The following is a 20,813-nucleotide window of genomic DNA, read 5'->3' as shown; positions in this document are numbered from 1 at the left end:
TATTGTATCATCTTCTCATCAATATTTTAGCCTTATGCGTCATCCCCAAATCCGGTGACAAGAGTGAGGTCGATTTTCTCGTCTTGGAAATAACCTTTTTCAATCGCAACATATAGTGGAGCATAAAAAACCGAATGTGCGACTTCGTTTAATGTGATTTTTGAAGGAGCAGTGTCTTTTGTTTTGGCTGCGGAAGATGTCGATGTCTGTGTTCCGTTATCTTTGTTAGTTTTGGAGCAGCCTGTGCACAGGGCAAAGGCAAGAACAATAATAAGAAAGGCTGCGAAAAGTTGTTTTTTCATGAGGTCTCCATGTAGTTTGGTTTTATTGTAATTATATGTAAGATGGAGTGACGCAGTGAAAATAAATACAAAAGGTTTTATAAAAATAGAGCGATACGACAAGTTAAAAATATCTTTGTCAGTATCGCTCTGTTCTTATTGTTTTTTTCTATAATAATTTTAGTTTTAATTTTCAAACTATATGAAATATTCGGGGCAGTGCTTTTCGGCAGCAGCCTTAATCTTCATAATCATCTTCTGCATAATCATCTTCAAAGGCTTCGTCATAATTTTCTTCTTCATCATCTGAATAATCAGAGCCGCCTCTGGACGTGATCGCAAGGATCAGAGAAATGATGGCCATAATTCCGCTTACAACAGCAGCGATGAGAAGTTGAAGGTCATCTCCGCGTTTCAGGAATGCAAATACACCGCTTCCAAGGTAGAAGAGCATCGGAAGGAGAAAAGCGAAGATCGTATTTGATTTCTGTAAAATAAAATAAAAAAGTGAAGATACGAGCATGCAAAGGGCAAGGATAATATATAATGTACCACTTGTCCCGCCGCCTTCTGTCGTACTGCTAAGTCCGGTTGTAAATCCTTTATAAGTGAAGAATCCGAATCCGGCAAGTGAGATAATTCCAAGAATGATACGCATTGCACGGAATCTCGGAACATCTTCATAATAATCGTCTTCATAATCGTCAATTTCAGGTTCTGGCACTCTTCGGGATGCCTTTGTGTCATACTTACTGTTTTTATTTTTGCTTGATTTTGCAGAGGCTTCTTTCTTTACTTTATCGGTGTCGAGAGTTCCGGTTGCAAGCATATCTTCATAGCCTTTGCGAATGGCTTTTTCTCGTTTTGTGCGAACACGTTCCGGTGGGATATTGCTGTAGCGCTTGTCTTCATTCGGATTTGATTTTTCAGAAGCCTGTTTGGATGAAGGCTGCTTTTTTGGAGCTTTCTTTTCGGAACGTTCGGGAAATTGTACAGTTGTTCCGTCAGCCGGTTTGGCGGTCGGTTTTCTGTTCTGTCTCGGGGCAGGCGATTTGGAAGTTGTCTGCCGCTGAGTTTCAGATGCTGTTTTTGATCGTTTTGCGCCTTCGGCTGAATCTTCTGCGTGACCTTTTGCAGCAGTTTTCGGGGTGGAAGATTTCACCTGATTTTTGTTTTTATTTTCTGATTTTTTTTGAACTGCATTATTCTCGGCGCCTGTAGTTTCCGCGCTTACAGTTTTCTTTGCGTTTGCTTTTGCAGCAGCCTTTTTCGCACGTTGTTTGTCTAAGTTCCATTGCTTCTTGCAATCGCGGCAAACTGCATATTCATTAAAGACCGGATCTCCGCTGTTATCTGTGCCGATCTGTTTATTTCTGATCTCGAGTTCATTTCCGCATATCGGACATTTCATAAAAATCAATACTCCTCTCTCTTCGATAAATCGAATTTATAATGGTTTTATTATAGCATTTTGCAAGACTAAGAACAATGAAAAATGTAACAATAAATCGAAAAGTGTAAAATATGATCGAAAATACAGAACAAAATATGATATGATATCAGAATTAAAAGATTAAAATAAATTAATATCAATGGATAGAAATTCAAGAATCAGCTGTTATGAAAAACGAAAGGAGAAAAAATCATGAAATTTGAAGCAGATACACATTCTCATACGCTGGCGAGCGGACATGCGTACAGTACGATAAAGGAAATGGCAGCGGCGGCGCAGTCAAAAGGGCTGAAGGCTCTTGCGCTTACGGAACATGCGCCGGAAATGCCGGGAACATGCGGGTTATTCTATTTTTTAAACTTGGATGTTGTTCCGAGAGAATGCTGCGGAATCCGTCTGTTAATGGGAGCTGAAGTCAATATTATGGATGAAACGGGCAGGATCGATCTGCCCCAAAGCGCTTGTCGCGATTTGGATATTGTCATTGCAAGCATCCACCCACCGTGCTATGGGATGGAACATACGGAAGAGGAAAATATGAGAGCGTATGAGGCGGCAATGAAAAATCCTTATGTCAATATTATCGGACATCCTGATGACGGGCGGTTTCCGATTGATTATGAAAGGCTTGTTAAGATGGCAAAAGAGACAGGAACACTTTTAGAGGTGAACAATTCTTCGATGAGACCTTCCAGCAGTAGGAAAGGGACACGGGAAAATGTCCTTACGATGTTGGATTTGTGTAAGCAGTATGAAGTTCCGGTTACGACAGGAAGTGACGCGCATATCGATGTGGATGCAGGTAATTTTACTTATGTAGAAGAAATCTTCGACTTGTGTGCATTTCCTGAAGAACTTGTTGTTACGACAAGTTTTGACAGATTGAAACCGTATTTAAATGCCTATAAATGAGTCTGCCAGAACACTTTGAAACAGTAAAACAGTAAATCTTTATAAATTTAAATGATTAACATATGGACTTCAAGAGTTTAATGTGCTAAAATATAACAGTGCTTTGGGAAACTGTTATAGACGCAGTCGTTCAGGCAGACATAAGCCGCAGTGGTGAAAAGGAGAAGTTTGTATGAGTAAAAAAATCAGGACAGAGGCAGTAGATTATCTTTTTGAAGCGATTCTCAGTCTGGAAAATAAAGAAGAGTGTTACATTTTTTTTGAAGATATTTGCACGATTAATGAACTGCTTTCTTTGTCGCAGAGATTTGAAGTGGCGAAAATGCTCAGGGAACAGAAGACTTATCTGGAAATTGCAGAGAAGACAGGCGCTTCTACGGCGACAATCAGCCGCGTGAATCGTTCGCTTAATTATGGAAATGACGGATACGATATGGTGTTTGAGCGGATTGACAAAAAATAATAAAAATGCCGGAGATGCATCAGCAAGTCTCTCCGGCATTTATTATTTTCTGTCAAATTTATCTTTTCCGTTTTTTTTCGGATCTTCATTTTTCAAAGCAAGTTCATCTACAATTTTTTCAATCATAACCTTTCTCAGGTAGACATCAAAACTCAGCGAACAAATGAATGCAAAAAGGCGAAGCTCATTTTGATCGGCATTATCTTCGATATTTGAAAAAGCGGAAAATGAGCTTTCGTATGCTTCCTGGACAGATTCAGAAAGCGGTTTGAGGCGGGATTTCTCTAATTCGCAAACTTCGCGATACAGCTCGGAAAGGCTGATCGTGCTTTCATCGGAGAAATATTTGTCCCGCAGAGGAGAAAGCAGAGTTTCAATATCCTTTATGGAAAGGATGTTTTTAAAATAATAAATAAATATAAGAAGAAGGACATGATCTTTAGAATATTTTTTCTTGACGGACGGAGGGAGAAGATTATTTTTTGAGTAATTGTTGATCATTGTTTTTGTCAGAATTTTATCTTCACTATGTCGTTTTGTTCCGGCAAGATGTTCATCCATAAAGGTAGTCACTTGATCCATATATAAGTCAATATTCGGTATTTCATTCGGTTTGATGTAATCGATCCTGCTAAGATCTTCTGTTATGCTGTTTAACAGATCAGTCATGTTTATTTCCATAATATCACCTCGATGTCCTTATTATATAGTAGTGAAAACTAGATAGCAAGGAGTTTTGTGAAAAATATAATCTGTAAGGTGAAAGTAAAAATGATTAAAAAGATAAAAATGACTGAGAACGAGGAGCGAAAATGACTTTGGAAAAGGAATAAAAAAGAAGGTTGACTTTGGCGAAAATATGTTCGATAATAAGAACAATACACACGTGCTATGCTAGTCAGAAGCAGATGTTGCGGGCAGAAAGAAAAAGGAAAGATAAGGAGCTTATAAATGGCGATATATGACACATTGAATGAACCACAGAAGGAAGCTGTATTTTATACGGAAGGTCCTCTTTTGATCTTGGCAGGGGCAGGGTCTGGGAAGACAAGAGTTTTAACTCATAGGATTGCGTATTTGATTGAGGAAAAGGGCGTGAATCCGTGGAATATTCTTGCGATCACGTTTACGAATAAGGCGGCAGGAGAGATGCGTCAGAGAGTAGATCGTCTTGTCGGTACCGGAGCTGAAAGTATCTGGGTCAGTACCTTTCATTCGATGTGCGTACGCATTTTGAGAAGATACATAGACCGCCTTGGCTACGATAATCGGTTTACGATTTACGACACAGATGATCAGAAGACGCTTATGAAAGAAGTGTGCCGTAAAGTTGATATTGATACAAAGCGATTTAAAGAACGGATGCTCTTATCGGTGATCTCTTCTGCAAAAAATGAGATGATCCTGCCGGAAGAATTTGAATTGAATGCCGGGGGAGATTTTGCGCAGATGAAGATCGCGAAAGTGTATAAAGAATATGAAGCGCAGCTTCGGGCGAATAATGCACTGGATTTTGACGATCTTTTGGTGAAGACCGTTCAGCTTTTGACGACGCAGCCGGATGTAAGGGAAAACTATCAGGAACGTTTCCGGTATATTATGGTTGATGAATATCAGGATACGAATACGGTGCAGTTTAAGCTTGTCAGTCTGCTTGCGGGAAAGTACAGGAATCTATGTGTAGTCGGAGATGACGATCAGTCGATTTATAAATTTCGCGGAGCGAATATCCGAAACATTTTGGATTTTGAGAAAGAATTTGCAGATGCGAAAGTAATCAAACTGGAACAAAATTACCGTTCTTCGGGAAATATACTCAATGTTGCAAACAGTGTTATCCGAAACAACAAAGGCAGAAAGGAAAAGACGCTTTGGACGGACAACGGAAGCGGGGAGAAGATTTGTCTGCGTCGGTTTGATACGGCATATGATGAGGCGCAGTTTATTGTACAGGATATAAAGGAAGAGGTGCAGCAGGGAGCAAATTACAGCAATCATGCGGTTTTGTATCGGACGAATGCGCAGTCCCGCCTTCTTGAGGAAAAGTTTGTTGCAATGAATATTCCTTATAAGATCGTGGGAGGAATTAATTTCTATTCGCGTAAAGAGATCAAAGATATTTTGGCATATTTGAAAACAATCGATAATGGAAAAGATGATCTGGCGGCCCGAAGGATTATTAACGTTCCGAAACGGGGAATCGGATTGACAACGATTAATCGGATCCAAGAGTCAGCGGCAGCAAGAGGGATTGGATTTTATGACGCGCTGCTTGCACCGGATCTCATTCCGGGAATCGGTCGAAGCATATCAAAATTAGATTCTTTTGCAGCTTTGATCGAATATTTTAAAAGTCGTGCGGAAGAAGCAGGAGTAACGGATCTTCTGACTGAAGTGATTGAAAAAACCGGGTATGCAGAAAGCCTGGAAGCAGATGATCCGGAAGAAATGGAAGCAAGAGTACAGAACATAGATGAACTTGTCAGTAAAGCGGCGGCGTATGAAGAAAGCTGCTGTGACAGAGATGAAAAACCGACTTTGAGCGGTTTCCTGGAGGAAGTGGCGCTGGTTGCTGATATTGACAGTATAGAAGAGGAACGGGATTATGTGATCCTTATGACGCTGCACAGTGCGAAAGGATTAGAGTTCCCGCATGTTTATCTTGCTGGGATGGAAGAGGGATTGTTTCCCGGTTATCTGTCGGTCAGCGGAGAAGATCCCGAGGAACTGGAGGAAGAGAGAAGACTTTGTTATGTCGGTGTGACCCGCGCTGAAGAAAAATTAACGCTTACTTGCGCCAATATGCGAATGGTGAGGGGGGAAAGACAGTATAACAGAATGTCTCGTTTTATTCAGGAGATGCCGGATGAACTGCTTGATACGGGAAAGAAAGAGAAGCATTTTTCTCAAATCGGCGCTTCGCAAGAAAAGCAGGTATATCTATCAGAACAAGGCGGTTACGGGAAAAAAGCATATTCGCAGAAGCCTGTGTTCGCTGCAATTCAAAAAGGAAGCGGGCTGATGGCGAAAAAATCAGAAGGACTGTCTTATGGCGTCGGAGATCGTGTGCGTCATGTGAAATTCGGTGACGGTACGGTGGAAGAGATTAAAGAAGGCGGAAGAGATTATGAAGTGACGGTGCAGTTTGATACGGCAGGCGTCCGAAAAATGTTCGCGTTGTTTGCAAAACTTACAAAAATATAGAGATGGAGATGGAGGATCGTAAAGTGAAAATAGGATCACATGTCGGAATGAGCGGAAAGGAGATGCTGCTTGGTTCGGCAAAAGAAGCAGTGTCTTACGGAGCGGATACGTTTATGTTTTATACAGGGGCGCCGCAGAATACAAGGCGAAAAGAGATCAGTGAACTGAATATCGAACCTGCATGGGAGTATATGAGAGCGCATGGGATCCGGGAGATTGTTGTTCACGCTCCGTATATCATTAATTTGGGAAATGCGGTAAAACCAGAGACGTTTTCCCTTGCAGTTGAATTTCTTGCGAAAGAGATTGATCGTACGGTGAGCTGTAAAAGCCGGACACTTATTCTTCATCCCGGAGCTCATGTAGGAGAAGGTGCAGAGATCGGAACAAAGCAGATTATAAAAGGACTCAATGAAGTTCTTACGTCGGATATGGATTGCTGTGTGGCATTGGAAACAATGGCAGGAAAAGGTTCGGAGATCGGCCGTACGTTTGAAGAATTGGCGCGGATTTATGATGGAGTAAAATATAACGATAAATTGAGAGTTTGTTTTGACACATGTCATACGAGCGACAGTGGTTATGATATTATTCATCATTTTGATGATGTGATAGGAGAATTTGACCATATTATAGGAAAAGATCAGATTGCCGTATTTCATATTAATGACAGCAAGAATGTTCCGGGAGCTGCGAAAGACAGGCATGAGAATATCGGGTTCGGGCATATTGGATTTGATGCGATCAATTATATTGTTCATCACGAAGATTTTGCAGACGTTCCCAAGATTCTTGAGACACCATATATACCGTCGGCGGCAAATCCGAAAAAGTCGTATGCGCCGTATAAATATGAAATTGAGATGCTGCGGAATGGAAAATTTGATCCTGATATGAAAGAACGGATTGTAAAAGAGCATGAAAAAAGCGTCTGAACGGAGTCGAACCGTCGCACATGCCTCCGGAGGGCATTGCTCTATCCACTGAGCTACAGACGCATCGTTGTTTCAAACAACTTTAATTATCCTAGCACAAAGTGAGTAAAATGTAAAGTGTTTTCAAGTTGTTTGTTGCCGTGAAAACTGATACATGTTAGAATATCATTCATATGATAAAGAGTTTCGAGATAAAGGAGTGTAGAAAATTGAAAACAATGTTGGACTTAATTACAACAGAGATGGAAACAGCTTTTGAAAAAGCCGGTTATGATAAAGAACTTGCAAAAGTAACTCTTTCTAATCGTCCTGATTTGTGCGAATATCAGTGCAATGGCGCGATGGCAGGAGCAAAAAAATATAAAAAAGCTCCGTTCATGATCGCGGAAGATGTGGCGGTATATTTGAAAGAAAGTTCCTATTTTGAGATGGTAGAAGTTGTGAAGCCGGGATTTATCAATCTGAAGCTTGCACCGCAAAGTATTGAGGACTATTTGAATAAGATGTCGGATAAGGAAAAACTTGGTGTAGAAGAGACAAAAGCCCCGGAGACGATCATGATCGATTATGGCGGACCGAATGTAGCGAAGCCGCTTCATGTAGGACATCTGCGTTCGGCGATCATCGGTGAGAGTGTGAAACGGATCATCCGCTTTAAAGGAAACAAAGTGATCGGAGACATCCATCTCGGCGATTGGGGATACCAGATGGGACTGATTATCACGGAACTGAAGAAGCGCAAGCCGGAATTGCCGTACTTTGATGAAGATTTTGCCGGAGAATATCCGAAAGAGGCTCCGTTTACGATCGGAGAACTGGAAGAGATATATCCGACAGCAAGCGCATATGCAAAAAAGGACGAAGCGTACAAGGAAGAAGCATTGCATGCGACTTATCTTCTCCAAAATGGCTATAGAGGATACAGGGCTATTTGGAATCATATTATGAATGTCTCTGTTACAGACCTTAAGAAGAATTATGAGAAATTGAATGTAGAGTTCGATCTTTGGAAAGGGGAGGCGGACGCGCAAAAATATATTCCGGATATGGTAGAGATGTTAAAAGAAAAAGGATTTGCGCGTTATGATGAAGGCGCTCTTGTAGTAGATGTTCAGGAAGAGACAGATAATAAAGAAGTTCCGCCGTGTATGATTTTGAAGTCGGATGGTGCGGCGCTTTATGATACGACAGATCTTGCAACACTTGTGCAAAGAGAAGAAGATTACCAGCCGGATGAAGTAATTTATGTAGTAGATAAGCGGCAGGAACTTCATTTTACGCAAGTATTCCGCTGCGCAAAGAAGACGGGGATCGTAGACCCGAAGACGGAATTGAAATTTCTTGGATTCGGTACAATGAACGGAAAAGACGGAAGACCGTTTAAGACTCGTGACGGCGGCGTTATGCGTCTTGAAAATCTGATCAATGAGATTAATGACGAAATGTATAAAAAGATTATGGGCAATCGTACAGTGGAAGAAGAGGAAGCAAAAAAGACCGCTCAAATTGTCGGTCTTGCGGCGATCAAATATGGCGATCTGTCGAATCAGGCGTCTAAAGATTATGTTTTTGATGTAGATCGTTTTACTTCGTTTGAAGGAAATACAGGTCCGTATATTCTTTATACGATCGTGCGTATTAAGTCGATTTTGGCAAAATACAAAGAAAATGGCGGAAAGATGGAAGAGCTCTCCATCCGTCCGGCTCAGAATGTGTATGAGAAGGCTCTTATGCTCCAAACGTTGAAATTTAATGACGTATTCGAAACCGTGTACGAAGAGAAAGCTCCGCACAAATTATGCGCCTATATTTATGAGATTGCCAACGAGTTTAATAAATTTTATCATGAGACGAAGATTCTTTCAGAGGAAGACGAAGAGAAACGTTCTGGCTACATTGCTCTTCTTGGACTGACAAAGCGCGTATTGGAGACATGCATTGATCTGCTTGGTTTTGAAGCGCCGGAAAGGATGTAATAGAAAATGACAGAAAAACTGTTTTATAAAGACAGTCATCTTTCAAAATTTAAAGCAGAGGTTCTCTCCTGCGTCGAGGCAGAATGCAGAAAAGGGAAAAAAGGAAACGGAAAAGAATGTTATGAGGTTGAACTTGACCGGACGGCCTTTTTCCCTGAGGGCGGAGGACAATATGCCGATACCGGAGTCCTGTGTTTGCTCGGAGCTGATGTAAATGAGACGGGAGAAATAACAGACACAACAGAAAGAGCAGAAAAATCCCAAAAAGCAGAAAGAGCAGGGAAGATCGTTCGGGTGTTAGATGTTTGTGAACGGGACGGTCGTATCTTTCATGTAACAGACGGTTGTCTGGAAGTCGGAACATCCGTGGAGGGGCGCATTGATTGGGAAGAACGGTTTATGAAAATGCAGCAGCATACGGGTGAGCACATTGTTTCCGGATTGATTCACGCGGCATACGGATATCATAATGTCGGCTTTCATCTTGGAAGTGAAGATTGTACGATGGATTTCGACGGTGAGCTTACGGAGGAACAGCTTCGCCAGATTGAAGCAGAAGCAAACGAGGCTGTGTGGAAAAACCTTAAGGTGCTTACACATTATCCGAAGAAGGAGGAACTGTCTCAGATCGAATATAGAAGTAAGATTGAGATCGAGGGACAGGTTCGTATTATCGAGATTCCGGGATATGACTGCTGTGCCTGCTGCGCGCCTCATACGGCGTATACCGGAGAAATCGGAATAATCAAACTGGTTCATATGCAGAGATATAAAGGCGGCGTCAGAATTACAATGTTGTGTGGTGTTCGTGCGCTTGCAGACTATGTGCGCAAAGAAAATCAGACAAAAGAAATTTCCCGTCTTCTTTGTGCAAAAGAAGGAGAGATTGCAGAAGCGGTGGTACATCTGTCTGAGGAAGTAAGCAGACTGAAGTATGAACTTTCGGAGAAGGAGAAACATTTTGTCAGGGCAAGGGCTGATATGATTCCGAAAAACGGAAAGTCTGTCTGCATTTTTACAGAGGAGTTCAGCGGAGATTCTATGCGTATACTGATGAATTTTGTTTTAGATGCAGGACATCCTTCCTGTGCGGTATTTTATGGAAATGATTCAGACGGATACCGATATGTTTTGGGAAGCAGGCAGCAGAACGTGCGCGATTTGGCAAAGGAGTTTCATGCACAGTTTGACGGCCGCGGAGGCGGAAAGCCTGAGATGGTTCAGGGAACGGTTCGCGGAGAAAAAGAAAAGATAGAAAAGTGGCTTATAAATTGGGAGAAAGAGAGGGAAAGCCGATGAATCAGATTCAAAGAAAAAATCCGTTCTGGAGTCTGATGGGTCCCCTTCTTGGATATCTTGGTATTCGCTGGATTGTGGAATTTTGCGCAGAGTTCGTGATCACATTTCCGTATATGATGGGAGCATATAGAGATCTCGTTCGGGAAAGCGGTTATCCCGCTATGCAGGATGTGATGAGTGCATATATGGATGCGATGCAGCCGGCATACGAAATCGTTGCAAAGTACAGTCTTGTGATTACGACATTAGCGTCATTAGCGTCAATGATCATGACAGTGATTTTGTTTCGTCGGGATCGGAAGGCAGAACGGCAATGCGGGATTGAGATAAAACAGGTGGGATTCTCCCGTTATTGGATACTTGTACTGTTTGGGGGTGCAGGCGGTATTGCGGCAGAGTGTCTGATGATGATGGCGCAGTTTGCGTTTTATGATCCGGAAAGCGTACAGGAAACATTGATAAGCGGAGCGGTCAGTCTGCCTTTGGAAGTGATCGCTTTAGGAATAATTATTCCGATATCGGAAGAATTGATGTTTCGTGGGATTTTGTTTAAACGGTTTCGGGAGCGCCAAGGTTTTGCGTACTCCATGGTGTGTACGGCAATTTTGTATGCATTCATGCATTCCGGTGGAATTCAGATCGTATATAGTTTTCTTTTAGGAATGCTTTTGGCGTATGTTTATGAGAAGTTTGGTTCCCTGAAAGCTCCGGTACTTCTTCATATTGTACTTAATATATGTTCTGTTCTTTTTTTACAGGCAGGTTTGTTTACTTATTTTTTGTCAGAGCCGATGCAGATGGCGGCGGTGGTAATCGTGGGCGCGCTTGTCTGTTCACTTTTGTTTCTTTCTATGCAAAAAACAGTTATCAGAGAAGAATAAATCAAAGGCTTGATGAGAAAACAGACTGGAGAAGAGTTGTAAGAAACAAGGGAAATGTTACGGAAATGTTAAAAAAGTATTGAAAAAATGCAGGATATTTGTTATTATTTATTTTATAATAATAGAAGTAAATGATACAAATACCCTGCATTTTTGCTGACATTCATAGGAACAAAATGCATGTCGGATGTTTTTGTGTTTTTTTCGTAAACTTTGTTGAAAAGCAGACGCTTGTGTTGTATGATGTTATTATGTGGGGACATAGATAAAAAAATGAGGAAAGGTGGCAGTATGAGATTAAAAAGAGTACATAGTGCATTTTTGGCATCTGCTTTGATTTGCTCGCTGGTGGTGACGCCTGCGTTTGCGAATCCGGCATCAGATGAAGAAAATTTAAAGAATCAGAAAACAGAAGCGGAAAGTGAACTTTCTGATCTTCAGTCTCAGTTCGATACGTTGATCCAAAAGGCGAATGAGTTGGAACTTAAGCTGATCGAAACAGGAGAAGCAATCATTCAGGCACAGGAAGATCTGAAAGTTGCGGAAGAGAAAAAAGAAGAGCAGTACGAGGCTATGAAAAAGCGGATCAAATTTATGTATGAATCCGGAACAGGCAGCGCTACGGTTGAGAAAGTTATGACATCCGGCGATATGTCAAGTATGCTTAGTCAGGCGGAATATTCGCAGAAGATGCATGAGTATGACCGTGAACAGCTCAAAGAATATACGAATACAGTGACAGAGATTGAGAATCTTCAGGAAACGCTTGAGACAGAACAGAAGAATCTGGAGGCAACGGAGAAGGAATATAAGGCAGAGCAGGCAACGCTGACAGAGACGATCAATTCTAAAAAAGATGAGATTACAAATCTTGACAGTATGATCCAGGAAGCAGCAAGAAAAGCGGAAGAGGAACGGAAAGCGGAAGAAGAACGCCGCAGACAGGAAGAGGAAGCGAAGAATAATGTGAACCCAGGCACAGTGGCGCCTTCGAATCCGGGAAATGCAGGATCTTCAGGCGGCAGCAGTGCAGCTCCTTATGATCCGGTAACAGGGAATGTGATTGTTGACCGTGCATACGGATGTATCGGACTTCCTTATGTATGGGGGGCGACAGGACCGAATGCTTTTGACTGTTCAGGTCTTGTTGGCTATTGTCTGACAGGAAGTTATAGCCGTGTAGGAACGACATATACATTCATGGGATGGCCTCGTGTCAGCGATCCGCAGCCTGGTGATGTGTGTACGAACTGGGATCACTGTGGAATCTATATCGGAAATGGTATGATGATCCACGCACCGCAGGAGAGTGAACCTGTGAAGATTGGACCTGTTCAGGCAGGAATGGTTTATGTTCGTCAATAGATCAACAGAATTGGCGATGTTTTGAGAAAACGTACATAAATGTATGAAATAAGGTAAATGATACATAAGTAAATTGCAGGAGTTGTGAGTACAGCTCCTGCTTTTATTGTGTAAGAAACTTTTATCATGGGAAAGGAAGAACCTTCTGGGATGTTCGGAAGCATATTTTTGCATTTGAAAATAGAAAAAGATTGACATCCTGATGGAAGAGGTGTATATTACAGCTATAAAGATTAAACAAATGTTTAATTATTGAAATGAGTAAAATATATGGAAAGAGAAGAGGTATCAGAGATGAAAAAAACGTATAAAATCGAAGTAGACTGTGCAAATTGTGCGAATTTGATGGAAGATGCAGCGAAAAAAATTGTAGGAGTCGCAGATGTGACCGTGAATTTTATGACACAGAAAATGATCGTTCGTTTTGAAGAAGGAAAAGAGCCGGAAGAAGTGATGAAAGAGGTATTAAAAGCCTGTAAAAAAGTGGAGCCGGATTGTGAGATTGAATTTTAAGAAAGGATCTTGTATGTATCATGTACAGAGAGGCTGCTTTACAGAGTGTACATGAATAATTGAATATATATCATAAAGCGGGAGGATACAATGAGTAAAAAGCAAAAAAAAATGCTGGCCCGGATTCTCGTCACAGCATTCTTGACGATTGGATTAAATTTTGTTCCGGCAGAGGGAATTTTACGGTTGGTTCTCTATTTGATCGCTTATTTCATTATCGGATATGATATTTTGAGAAAAGCAGGAAAGGGAATTATGAACCGCCGCGTATTTGATGAGAATTTTTTGATGGCTGTTGCAACTGTTGGAGCGTTTGTACTTGCCGTTTCTTCCAAAAGCGGTGATTATAATGAAGCAATCGCAGTAATGCTTTTCTATCAGATCGGAGAATTGTTTCAAAGCTATGCAGTTGGGAAAAGCCGAAAGAATATCAGTGAATTGATGGATATCCGACCTGACTATGCAAATGTGGAACAGGACGGAAAACTGGAGAAAGCAGATCCGGACGAAGTGGAAGTGGGAAGCATCATCGTTGTGCAGCCAGGTGAAAAAGTACCGTTAGACGGCATTGTTGTAGAAGGAAAATCCAGTTTGAATACAGGCGCTTTGACAGGGGAAAGTATCCCCCGTGATGTACGGCAGGGCGATGAGATCATCAGCGGCTGTATTAATTTGACAGGTGTTTTGAAAGTTCGGACAACGAAAGAGTTTGAAGAGTCTACTGTCTCCAAAATATTGGAACTTGTGGAAAATTCCAGTTCCAGAAAATCAAAATCCGAGCATTTCATTTCTAAATTTGCCAAAGTTTATACGCCTGCGGTATGTTATGGAGCATTGGCATTAGCGCTTTTACCTCCTGTTATACAGATGTTATTGCCGGGGCAGACAGCGCAGTGGAGCGTATGGATTTACCGGGCGCTCACCTTCCTTGTTATCAGTTGCCCATGCGCGCTTGTGATCAGCATTCCGCTCAGCTTTTTTGCGGGAATCGGAGGAGCGAGCAAGGCAGGCGTCCTGATCAAAGGATCGAATTATATGGAAACGTTATCACAGGCGAAATATGTTGTGTTTGATAAAACAGGTACGCTGACAAAGGGAACTTTTGAGGTGAGCGGAGTTCATCATAACCGTTTGGAAGAAGAAAAATTATTGGAATATGCGGCTCTTGCAGAATGTGCTTCTTCACATCCGATCAGTAAGAGTCTGCAGAAAGCCTATGGAAAAGAAATCGACAGAAGCAGAGTTTCTGATATTCAGGAAATCAGCGGACATGGGGTCACGGCCGTTGTCGATGGTCATGAAGTTGCGGCAGGCAATGGAAAACTGATGAAAGAATTAGGAGTAAAATATCTGGAATGTCATACGGCAGGTACGATCATTCATATGGTGATTGATAAAGAATATGCAGGGCATATAGTGATTTCCGATATTGTGAAAGAGCACTCTAAAGAGGCCGTTGAACAATTAAAAAGAGCGGGTATCAAAAAAACAGTGATTTTGACCGGAGATTCGAAGAAAACTGCAGAACAGACAGCGGATATTTTGGGAATCGATGAGGTGTACAGTGAATTGCTCCCCGGAAATAAAGTAGAAAAAGTCGAAAAGCTTCTTGCTGAAAAATCAGAGAAGGAAAAACTTGTCTTTGTAGGGGATGGTATCAACGATGCTCCGGTACTCACTCGCGCAGATATTGGAATTGCAATGGGCGCCATGGGGTCGGACGCTGCGATTGAAGCAGCAGATGTGGTATTGATGGATGACGACCCGCTGAAGATATCGAAAGCAATCAAAATATCTAAAAAATGTTTGCGGATCGTATATCAAAATATTGTGTTTGCATTGGTGATCAAATTTGCCTGTCTTGGACTCGGTGCATTAGGAATTGCAAATATGTGGTTTGCGATCTTTGCGGATGTAGGAGTTATGATTCTTGCAGTCTTAAATGCAGTCAGAGCGCTTCGTGTCCAAAATCTGTAAAAGCGGAGAACATTAATCCTCTTTGGTGATACAGGAAATGTCCATTATTTTTTCGATGATATGGTGAAGCGTCTGTGTTTTTGACGACGTCCCGGCGCGGTAATATGTTTCCTTACCTTCCCGTCTGGATTCGATCAGTCCGCTTGCACGAAGCAGACGTAAGTGGTGTGCGACTGCAGGGCTGCTCATTTCCATCATGGAAGCGATATTGATCACGCATTCTTCGCAATGGCATAAGATCCAAAAAATGCGGACTCGTGTAGGGTCACTTAACTGTTTGAAGATATCGGCAGCGGACTGAAAGGCTTCGATATCCGGAAAATGTTCCATGAGCTGGGACATCGATTGATTATGCTGATGAGGCAATGTGTAATGTTCCATAAGAACCTCCTGCTGTTATAAATTATATAAAAATCTTTGAAGATAGGGAAAACCAGCGTCTTGGGGCGCTGGTTTTTTGGTAAGAAAAGAACCGAAAGACCGCCCTTTGGATCTTATAATTTCTGCGGTACGATCTCCAGCCAATATCCGTCTGGATCGGAAATAAAATAGATTCCCATACCCGGATTTTCAAAGCAGATGCATCCCATTTCTTTATGTTTTGCGTAAGCCGCATCAAAATCGTCGGTTTCAAATGCAAGGTGAATCTCGTTATCGCCTAAATTGTAGGGGCGATCCATATCTCGAAGCCATGTAAGTTCCAGTTTATGAGGGGTGACTGCATCTCCGAGATAAACAAGCTTAAAGCTGCCGTCAGAAGCTTCTTTTGTGCGGGTTACAGTAAGGCCGAGCGCCTCTTTATAGAACTGTAAAGAGGCGTCCAGATCATAGACGTTTAAGTTGTTATGAGCAAAAGTAAAATTCATTTTGTTCCTCCTTATAATTTGTACTGAAGGTTTGCATTTTGTGCGAAAATGAGATGTGTCTGTACGACTGTTTTTGCAGAGCAAACAATCAGAAGATTTCTTTTTTAGTATGACTCAACTTAGTATAGCACAAAATATTGTCATAGCGTGTATATTTGTGGTAAAATGTAAAGGATTTTTACAGAGAGGAAAAAACGATGGAACGAGGTTTGATTCATATTTATTGTGGAGACGGCAAGGGAAAGACTTCTGCTGCGATCGGACTTGCGGTGAGAGCGGCCGGCTGCGAAAAGAAAGTGCTTTTTGCCCGTTTTTTGAAAAATGAAAATTCAGGAGAGCTGAAAATTTTGGATGAAATTTCGGAAATCGAAGTTATTCATCTGGAAAAATCACATGGTTTCTATAATACATTGGCGGAAAAAGAGAGGGAAGAAGTGAAGCAGATATATGGAAATCTGTGGAATGAAATCTTGAGAAAAGTATCGGAGGAAACATATGATGTGCTTGTTATGGATGAGTTTATGGCGGCATATGGGTATGGGCTGATCCCGAAGGAAGAAGCGTTTCGCTTTTTGGAACAGAAACCGACAGGTCTGGAAGTTGTCTTAACCGGACGCAATCCTGACCAACGTCTTGTGGAGAAAGCGGATTATGTATCCGAGATCTGCAAGGTGAAGCACCCTTATGACCTGGGAATCCGGGCACGAAAAGGGATCGAGTATTAGTCGGACTCGGCATACGTTTGAAAGATAAACAGATATAAAAGCGAGTTTGTTTTGGACGCCGGATTGCGGATGAAGTTATTTGGCGGATATCTGTGAGGAAGTCAGGTGAGAATCCTGCACAATACCCGTTGCTGTATTGGAGGAGCGGTATTCCTGATGCCACTGCGGAATAAGATTCTGTGGGAAGGCGGAATATTTGCGTTGATCCCTAAGTCAGAATATTCACTTTCAAATGAGTTCGTAGATTACGGGATTATGATCAAGGAGAAAAAACATGTCAAAAAAAGAAAAAATCTTATTGAAAGCATCTATCGCATTTGCGGCGATATTTGCCGTAGCGCCTGTATCGAATGCGATGCATATTATGGAAGGATATCTTCCGGCAGGATATTGTATCGCGTGGGGGATCGTCTGCCTGCCGTTTCTGATCGCAGGTTTTATTTCATTGAAAAATAAAGTAAAAGAAAATCGGAGAAATTTAACGCTGATCGCAATGTCGGGAGCGTTTATTTTCGTTATTTCATCATTGAAGATCCCGTCTGTTACGGGAAGCTGTTCCCATATGACGGGAACGGGACTGGGAGCAATTCTATTCGGACCGGCGTCCGTAAGTGTGCTCGGAGTGATCGTTCTGATTTTTCAGGCGGTGCTTTTAGCGCACGGAGGACTGACGACACTTGGAGCAAATACGTTTTCCATGGCGGTTGCAGGTCCGGTTGTTTCGTTTGGAATTTATAAATTATGTCAAAAATTGAACATGAACCGAAGAGTCGGCATCTTTTTCGCTGCTTTTTTGGGAGATCTGTTTACATATTGCGTGACAAGCATCCAGCTTGCGCTTGCTTATCCGTCCGAGGCAGGAGGAATCGGGGCGTCGGCGGTAAAGTTTCTCGGGGTGTTCGCACCGACCCAGATTCCTCTTGCCGTGATTGAAGGATTTCTTACAGTTGTGATCGTGATCGGATTAGAGACATATGCAAAGCCGGAGCTGAGAAGCATAGGATTCTTCAAAGAAAAAAAGGAGGAAAAGTAGGATGAGTAAAAATAAAAAAACAGTAATTCTATTATTGGTCGCGGTTGTATTGATTGCGGTTGTTCCTCTTTTTGCCTTAAAAGAAGCAGAGTTTGGCGGTTCAGATGATGCGGGCAGCGTGATGGTGGAAGAAATACATGGAGAATATGAACCATGGTTTACCCCTGTTTTGGAAACTGCCTTAAATCGGGAACTTCCGGGGGAAGTAGAAAGTCTTATTTTCTGCATTCAGACAGGAATCGGAGTCGGAATCATTGCCTTTCTAATGGGAAGGTTTGTGGAACGCAAGAAATGGACGGACAAACTGGGAGAACAGGCATATGAAACATTGCAGGAAAAGTAAAATGAGTAGAATGGTTTTGGAATAAATTAGAAAGGAGCGGTAAATGATCGTTATAGATAAGCTGTGTTATAGTTCAAAATTAAGATATGTCAATGCAGCGGAGAAGTCAGTGTATGCCATTTCTTCTCTTCTCATTTGTATTTTGAGCCGTTCCTATGCAGCGTCTTTGATCGTGTTTATCGCAAACGGAGTTTTGACAGTGGGAAAGGGGAAGATTCCTTTTTCCCGCTATGTGAAGCTATTGCTGATTCCTGCTGCATTTTTAATCGTCGGGACAGGAGCAGTTTTTTTGAACATATCAAAAGTCCCTATGGATGCATTTGCCGTAAGGATAGGGGGATTTTATGTGACGGCAAGTTATGAATCCATTTTTTGGGCAGTTAATTTGTGTGTCACGGCATTGGCGTCCGTATCATGTCTTTACTTCCTCTCGCTGAATACGACGATGACGGATCTGATCGGGGTGCTGCAAAAGATCCATATGCCTCAGCTCTTTATTGAATTGATGATGCTGATTTATCGCTTCGTCTTTCTTCTTTTGCATACGGCGTCGGCGATTATGACGGCGCAGGAAGCCCGGCTTGGAAACAAAGATTATCGCACACAGATTCGGTCTTTTGGGAAAATGAGTGTTTCTTTATTTTTGATCTCTTTTCGCAAGGCGAATGCAATGTATGATGCGATGGAAGCGCGGGGCTATGATGGGACAGTAAAGGTGCTGCGCTTGAAACAGCAGGTGAAAAGGAAAGAGATTTTTTTATTGGCGGTATTTGAAATTCTTTTGATGATTTGTGCGGCAGCAGAACGGATGATGTTATGAATAAGATAGATATTAAGAAAACAGACAAAAACATGTTTAAAGAAAAAAGAAACAAAGAAGGAAAAGAAAGAGAAGAAACCGAGTATGTGATCCGGGCGGAAAATGTAGATTATACATATGAAGGAAGTAAAACAAAGGCGCTTGATCACTTGAATTTGAAAATTCGCAAAGGGAAAAAAGTGGCGGTTATGGGCGGAAACGGTTCAGGGAAATCAACTTTTTTTCTTTGCTTGAACGGGATTCGAAGACCGGATTTCGGTAGGATCTTAATAGATGGAAAGCAGATAGAATATACAAAAAAAGGTCTTTTAGATGTGAGACGCAAAGTCGGGATTGTATTTCAAAATCCAGACGAGCAGCTTTTTTCGGCAAGTGTATATGAAGAAATTTCATTTGGAATATTGAATTTAGGAGCAGATGAGGAGACAGCAGAAAGAGCGGTCAGACAGGTGATCGAAGAATTGGAGCTTTCTTCGTTTCAAGACCAGCCGACGCATGCTTTAAGCGGAGGACAGAAGAAGCAGGTCGCGATTGCAGATATTTTAGTTATGCATCCGAAGGTGATGATCTTAGATGAACCTGCGGCTGCGCTTGATATGAAGCACACGAAAAAAGTTAATGAAATGATCGGACATTTATCGGAAAGAGGAATTACGGTATTGATCGCAACTCACGATATAGAGTATGCCTACGGATGGGCGGATGAGATCGTGCTTATGCATGAAGGAAGAGTCATTCGTCACGGTGAAGCAGAAGAAATATGTCAGGATCTTGAAGGTCTAAAGGAGGCAGAGTTAGAAATGCCGGCTGTTCTTCGGGTGTACAGAAAATTAATCGAGAAAAAAATTTTATCAGAGGAAGACCGATTGCCGCGCACATGGGAAAACTTAGAAGCAAGACTTGCGGAAAGTGTCAGAACAGACAGAAGCAGAGAGGAGATGTAAAATGAGAAAAGGGATTCTTGTAGTCAGTTTTGGAACAAGCCATCTTGATACGATGGAAAAAACGATTGACGTACTTGAAAAGGAAATCGCAGAGACGTTTAAAGAAGCGGCTGTATACAGGGCGTTTACAAGCAATATGATCATAAAGAAGTTAAGACGTACCGCAGACATACAGATCGATCCGGTCAAAAAGGCGCTGGAAAGGATGGCGGCAGACGGGATTGAAGAGGTTATCGTTCAGCCGACTCATGTCATTAACGGGATAGAAAATGACCGGATGCTGGAAGATGTTTTTGATAAGATGCAGTTGTTTCGGAAAGTGCATGTCGGAAAACCGCTCCTTAGTTCCGTAGAAGATTATAAAAAGGCGATCCATGCAGTAATGGAGAAAACGAAAGTAGAAGAAGACGAGATGCTTGTGCTGATGGGACATGGAACGGACCATCATGCAAATTCTGCCTATCCGACACTGGAGTATACGTTTCATGCTTTGGGATATAATCAGGCGCTTGTCGGAACAGTGGAAAGTTTCCCGGATTTAAGAAATGTCATGGCAAAGCTGGAAATATCAGGAAGGAAAAAAGTTGTGCTTATGCCGTTTATGTTTGTTGCGGGAGATCATGCGAAAAATGATATGGCAGGGGAGGAAGAATCCTGGAAAAGTGAGCTTGAGGAAAAGGGATATGAAGTCAGAGTGATTTTAAAAGGATTGGGAGAACTTGAAGGGATCAGAAAAATATTTACAGAACATATAGAGGAAGCGGTTCTGTAGAGCCAAAACAAAAAAGACATTAAAAGTAAAAAAGATATAAAAGTAAAAAAG

Annotated in this window: 21 protein-coding genes, 1 tRNA gene and 1 riboswitch; of the genes, 16 read left to right on the top strand and 6 right to left on the bottom strand. The window is 41.8% G+C overall.

The window, feature by feature from the left end; all coding sequences use genetic code 11:
- Positions 1-32 precede the first annotated feature (32 nt).
- The gene (locus RCH61_RS07770) at positions 33-302 is read right to left on the bottom strand and encodes an ABC transporter substrate-binding protein (protein WP_306480354.1); all 270 of its coding nucleotides are present in this window, start codon (positions 300-302) and stop codon (positions 33-35) included.
- A 217-nt stretch (positions 303-519) separates the two neighbouring features.
- A complete protein-coding gene (locus RCH61_RS07765; RefSeq protein WP_306480353.1) occupies positions 520-1,692 on the bottom strand; it encodes a hypothetical protein in 1,173 nt (390 codons plus the stop codon).
- A gap of 234 nt (positions 1,693-1,926) precedes the next feature.
- Between RCH61_RS07765 and RCH61_RS07760 the strand changes: the two genes are divergently transcribed.
- Complete coding sequence (locus RCH61_RS07760; protein WP_306480352.1) at positions 1,927-2,646, top strand: phosphatase; 720 nt, start codon at positions 1,927-1,929, stop codon at positions 2,644-2,646.
- 172 nt (positions 2,647-2,818) lie between these two features.
- Positions 2,819-3,109 carry a YerC/YecD family TrpR-related protein gene (locus RCH61_RS07755; protein ID WP_306480351.1) on the top strand — a complete coding sequence of 97 codons (291 nt, stop codon included), beginning with the start codon at positions 2,819-2,821 and terminating at the stop codon, positions 3,107-3,109.
- A gap of 42 nt (positions 3,110-3,151) precedes the next feature.
- Here the strand turns inward: RCH61_RS07755 and RCH61_RS07750 are convergent, their stop codons facing one another.
- The gene (locus RCH61_RS07750; protein WP_306480350.1) at positions 3,152-3,790 is read right to left on the bottom strand and encodes a DUF1836 domain-containing protein; all 639 of its coding nucleotides are present in this window, start codon (positions 3,788-3,790) and stop codon (positions 3,152-3,154) included.
- 270 nt (positions 3,791-4,060) lie between these two features.
- Here RCH61_RS07750 and pcrA point away from each other — a divergent pair, with 270 nt between their 5' ends.
- Together pcrA and RCH61_RS07740 are read left to right on the top strand one after the other, a co-directional pair.
- Positions 4,061-6,313, top strand: a complete 2,253-nt coding sequence (gene pcrA, locus RCH61_RS07745) for a DNA helicase PcrA (RefSeq protein ID WP_306480349.1) — start codon at positions 4,061-4,063, stop codon at positions 6,311-6,313.
- 23 nt (positions 6,314-6,336) lie between these two features.
- Complete coding sequence (locus tag RCH61_RS07740; RefSeq protein WP_178006247.1) at positions 6,337-7,248, top strand: deoxyribonuclease IV; 912 nt, start codon at positions 6,337-6,339, stop codon at positions 7,246-7,248.
- Here RCH61_RS07740 and RCH61_RS07735 read toward each other — a convergent pair.
- Positions 7,240-7,311 (bottom strand) — tRNA-Arg (locus RCH61_RS07735). The genes RCH61_RS07740 and RCH61_RS07735 overlap by 9 nt on opposite strands.
- 146 nt (positions 7,312-7,457) lie before the next feature.
- Here RCH61_RS07735 and argS point away from each other — a divergent pair.
- From argS to RCH61_RS07705, 6 genes are all read left to right on the top strand, one after another.
- On the top strand, positions 7,458-9,224 hold the full coding sequence (argS, locus tag RCH61_RS07730) for an arginine--tRNA ligase (RefSeq protein WP_178006248.1): 1,767 nt from the start codon (positions 7,458-7,460) through the stop codon (positions 9,222-9,224).
- Positions 9,225-9,230: 6 nt separating this feature from the next.
- Positions 9,231-10,523 carry an alanyl-tRNA editing protein gene (locus RCH61_RS07725; protein WP_178006249.1) on the top strand — a complete coding sequence of 431 codons (1,293 nt, stop codon included), beginning with the start codon at positions 9,231-9,233 and terminating at the stop codon, positions 10,521-10,523.
- Positions 10,520-11,404: a CPBP family intramembrane glutamic endopeptidase gene (locus RCH61_RS07720; protein WP_178006250.1), complete on the top strand. Its 885-nt coding sequence runs from the start codon at positions 10,520-10,522 to the stop codon at positions 11,402-11,404. The genes RCH61_RS07725 and RCH61_RS07720 overlap by 4 nt, the downstream gene beginning before the upstream one ends.
- Before the next feature lie 240 nt (positions 11,405-11,644).
- A complete protein-coding gene (locus RCH61_RS07715; RefSeq protein ID WP_178006251.1) occupies positions 11,645-12,769 on the top strand; it encodes a coiled-coil domain-containing protein in 1,125 nt (374 codons plus the stop codon).
- Positions 12,770-13,063: 294 nt separating this feature from the next.
- On the top strand, positions 13,064-13,282 hold the full coding sequence (locus RCH61_RS07710) for a cation transporter (protein ID WP_178006252.1): 219 nt from the start codon (positions 13,064-13,066) through the stop codon (positions 13,280-13,282).
- Between the two features lie 90 nt (positions 13,283-13,372).
- Positions 13,373-15,259 (top strand): heavy metal translocating P-type ATPase, encoded by a 1,887-nt coding sequence (locus RCH61_RS07705; RefSeq protein WP_306480348.1) that lies wholly within the window; start codon positions 13,373-13,375, stop codon positions 15,257-15,259.
- Between the two features lie 12 nt (positions 15,260-15,271).
- On the opposite strand, the gene RCH61_RS07700 is transcribed toward RCH61_RS07705, so the two are convergent.
- Both RCH61_RS07700 and RCH61_RS07695 read right to left on the bottom strand, forming a co-directional pair.
- The gene (locus RCH61_RS07700; RefSeq protein WP_306480347.1) at positions 15,272-15,640 is read right to left on the bottom strand and encodes an ArsR/SmtB family transcription factor; all 369 of its coding nucleotides are present in this window, start codon (positions 15,638-15,640) and stop codon (positions 15,272-15,274) included.
- A gap of 113 nt (positions 15,641-15,753) precedes the next feature.
- Positions 15,754-16,125: a VOC family protein gene (locus tag RCH61_RS07695; RefSeq protein ID WP_306480346.1), complete on the bottom strand. Its 372-nt coding sequence runs from the start codon at positions 16,123-16,125 to the stop codon at positions 15,754-15,756.
- Positions 16,126-16,322: 197 nt separating this feature from the next.
- Between RCH61_RS07695 and RCH61_RS07690 the strand changes: the two genes are divergently transcribed.
- The 6 genes from RCH61_RS07690 (at position 16,323) to RCH61_RS07665 (ending at position 20,762) form a co-directional block, all read left to right on the top strand.
- Positions 16,323-16,850: a cob(I)yrinic acid a,c-diamide adenosyltransferase gene (locus tag RCH61_RS07690; protein ID WP_306480345.1), complete on the top strand. Its 528-nt coding sequence runs from the start codon at positions 16,323-16,325 to the stop codon at positions 16,848-16,850.
- A 56-nt stretch (positions 16,851-16,906) separates the two neighbouring features.
- A riboswitch (cobalamin riboswitch) is annotated at positions 16,907-17,094 on the top strand.
- Between the two features lie 30 nt (positions 17,095-17,124).
- Entirely contained in the window at positions 17,125-17,883 is a 759-nt protein-coding gene (locus tag RCH61_RS07685) for an energy-coupling factor ABC transporter permease (protein WP_306480344.1), read from the top strand.
- Between the two features lies 1 nt (position 17,884).
- Positions 17,885-18,226 (top strand): energy-coupling factor ABC transporter substrate-binding protein, encoded by a 342-nt coding sequence (locus RCH61_RS07680; RefSeq protein ID WP_306480343.1) that lies wholly within the window; start codon positions 17,885-17,887, stop codon positions 18,224-18,226.
- A 43-nt stretch (positions 18,227-18,269) separates the two neighbouring features.
- The gene (cbiQ, locus tag RCH61_RS07675) at positions 18,270-19,046 is read left to right on the top strand and encodes a cobalt ECF transporter T component CbiQ (RefSeq protein ID WP_306480342.1); all 777 of its coding nucleotides are present in this window, start codon (positions 18,270-18,272) and stop codon (positions 19,044-19,046) included.
- 32 nt (positions 19,047-19,078) lie between these two features.
- Positions 19,079-19,990: an ABC transporter ATP-binding protein gene (locus tag RCH61_RS07670; RefSeq protein WP_306480381.1), complete on the top strand. Its 912-nt coding sequence runs from the start codon at positions 19,079-19,081 to the stop codon at positions 19,988-19,990.
- 1 nt (position 19,991) lies between these two features.
- On the top strand, positions 19,992-20,762 hold the full coding sequence (locus tag RCH61_RS07665) for a sirohydrochlorin cobaltochelatase (RefSeq protein WP_306480341.1): 771 nt from the start codon (positions 19,992-19,994) through the stop codon (positions 20,760-20,762).
- The last annotated feature ends 51 nt before the right edge of the window (positions 20,763-20,813 follow it).

Source organism: Mediterraneibacter sp. (assembly GCF_030825015.1).
Taxonomy (GTDB): domain Bacteria; phylum Bacillota; class Clostridia; order Lachnospirales; family Lachnospiraceae; genus Mediterraneibacter.
This window is presented reverse-complemented; position numbering and strand designations above follow the sequence as displayed.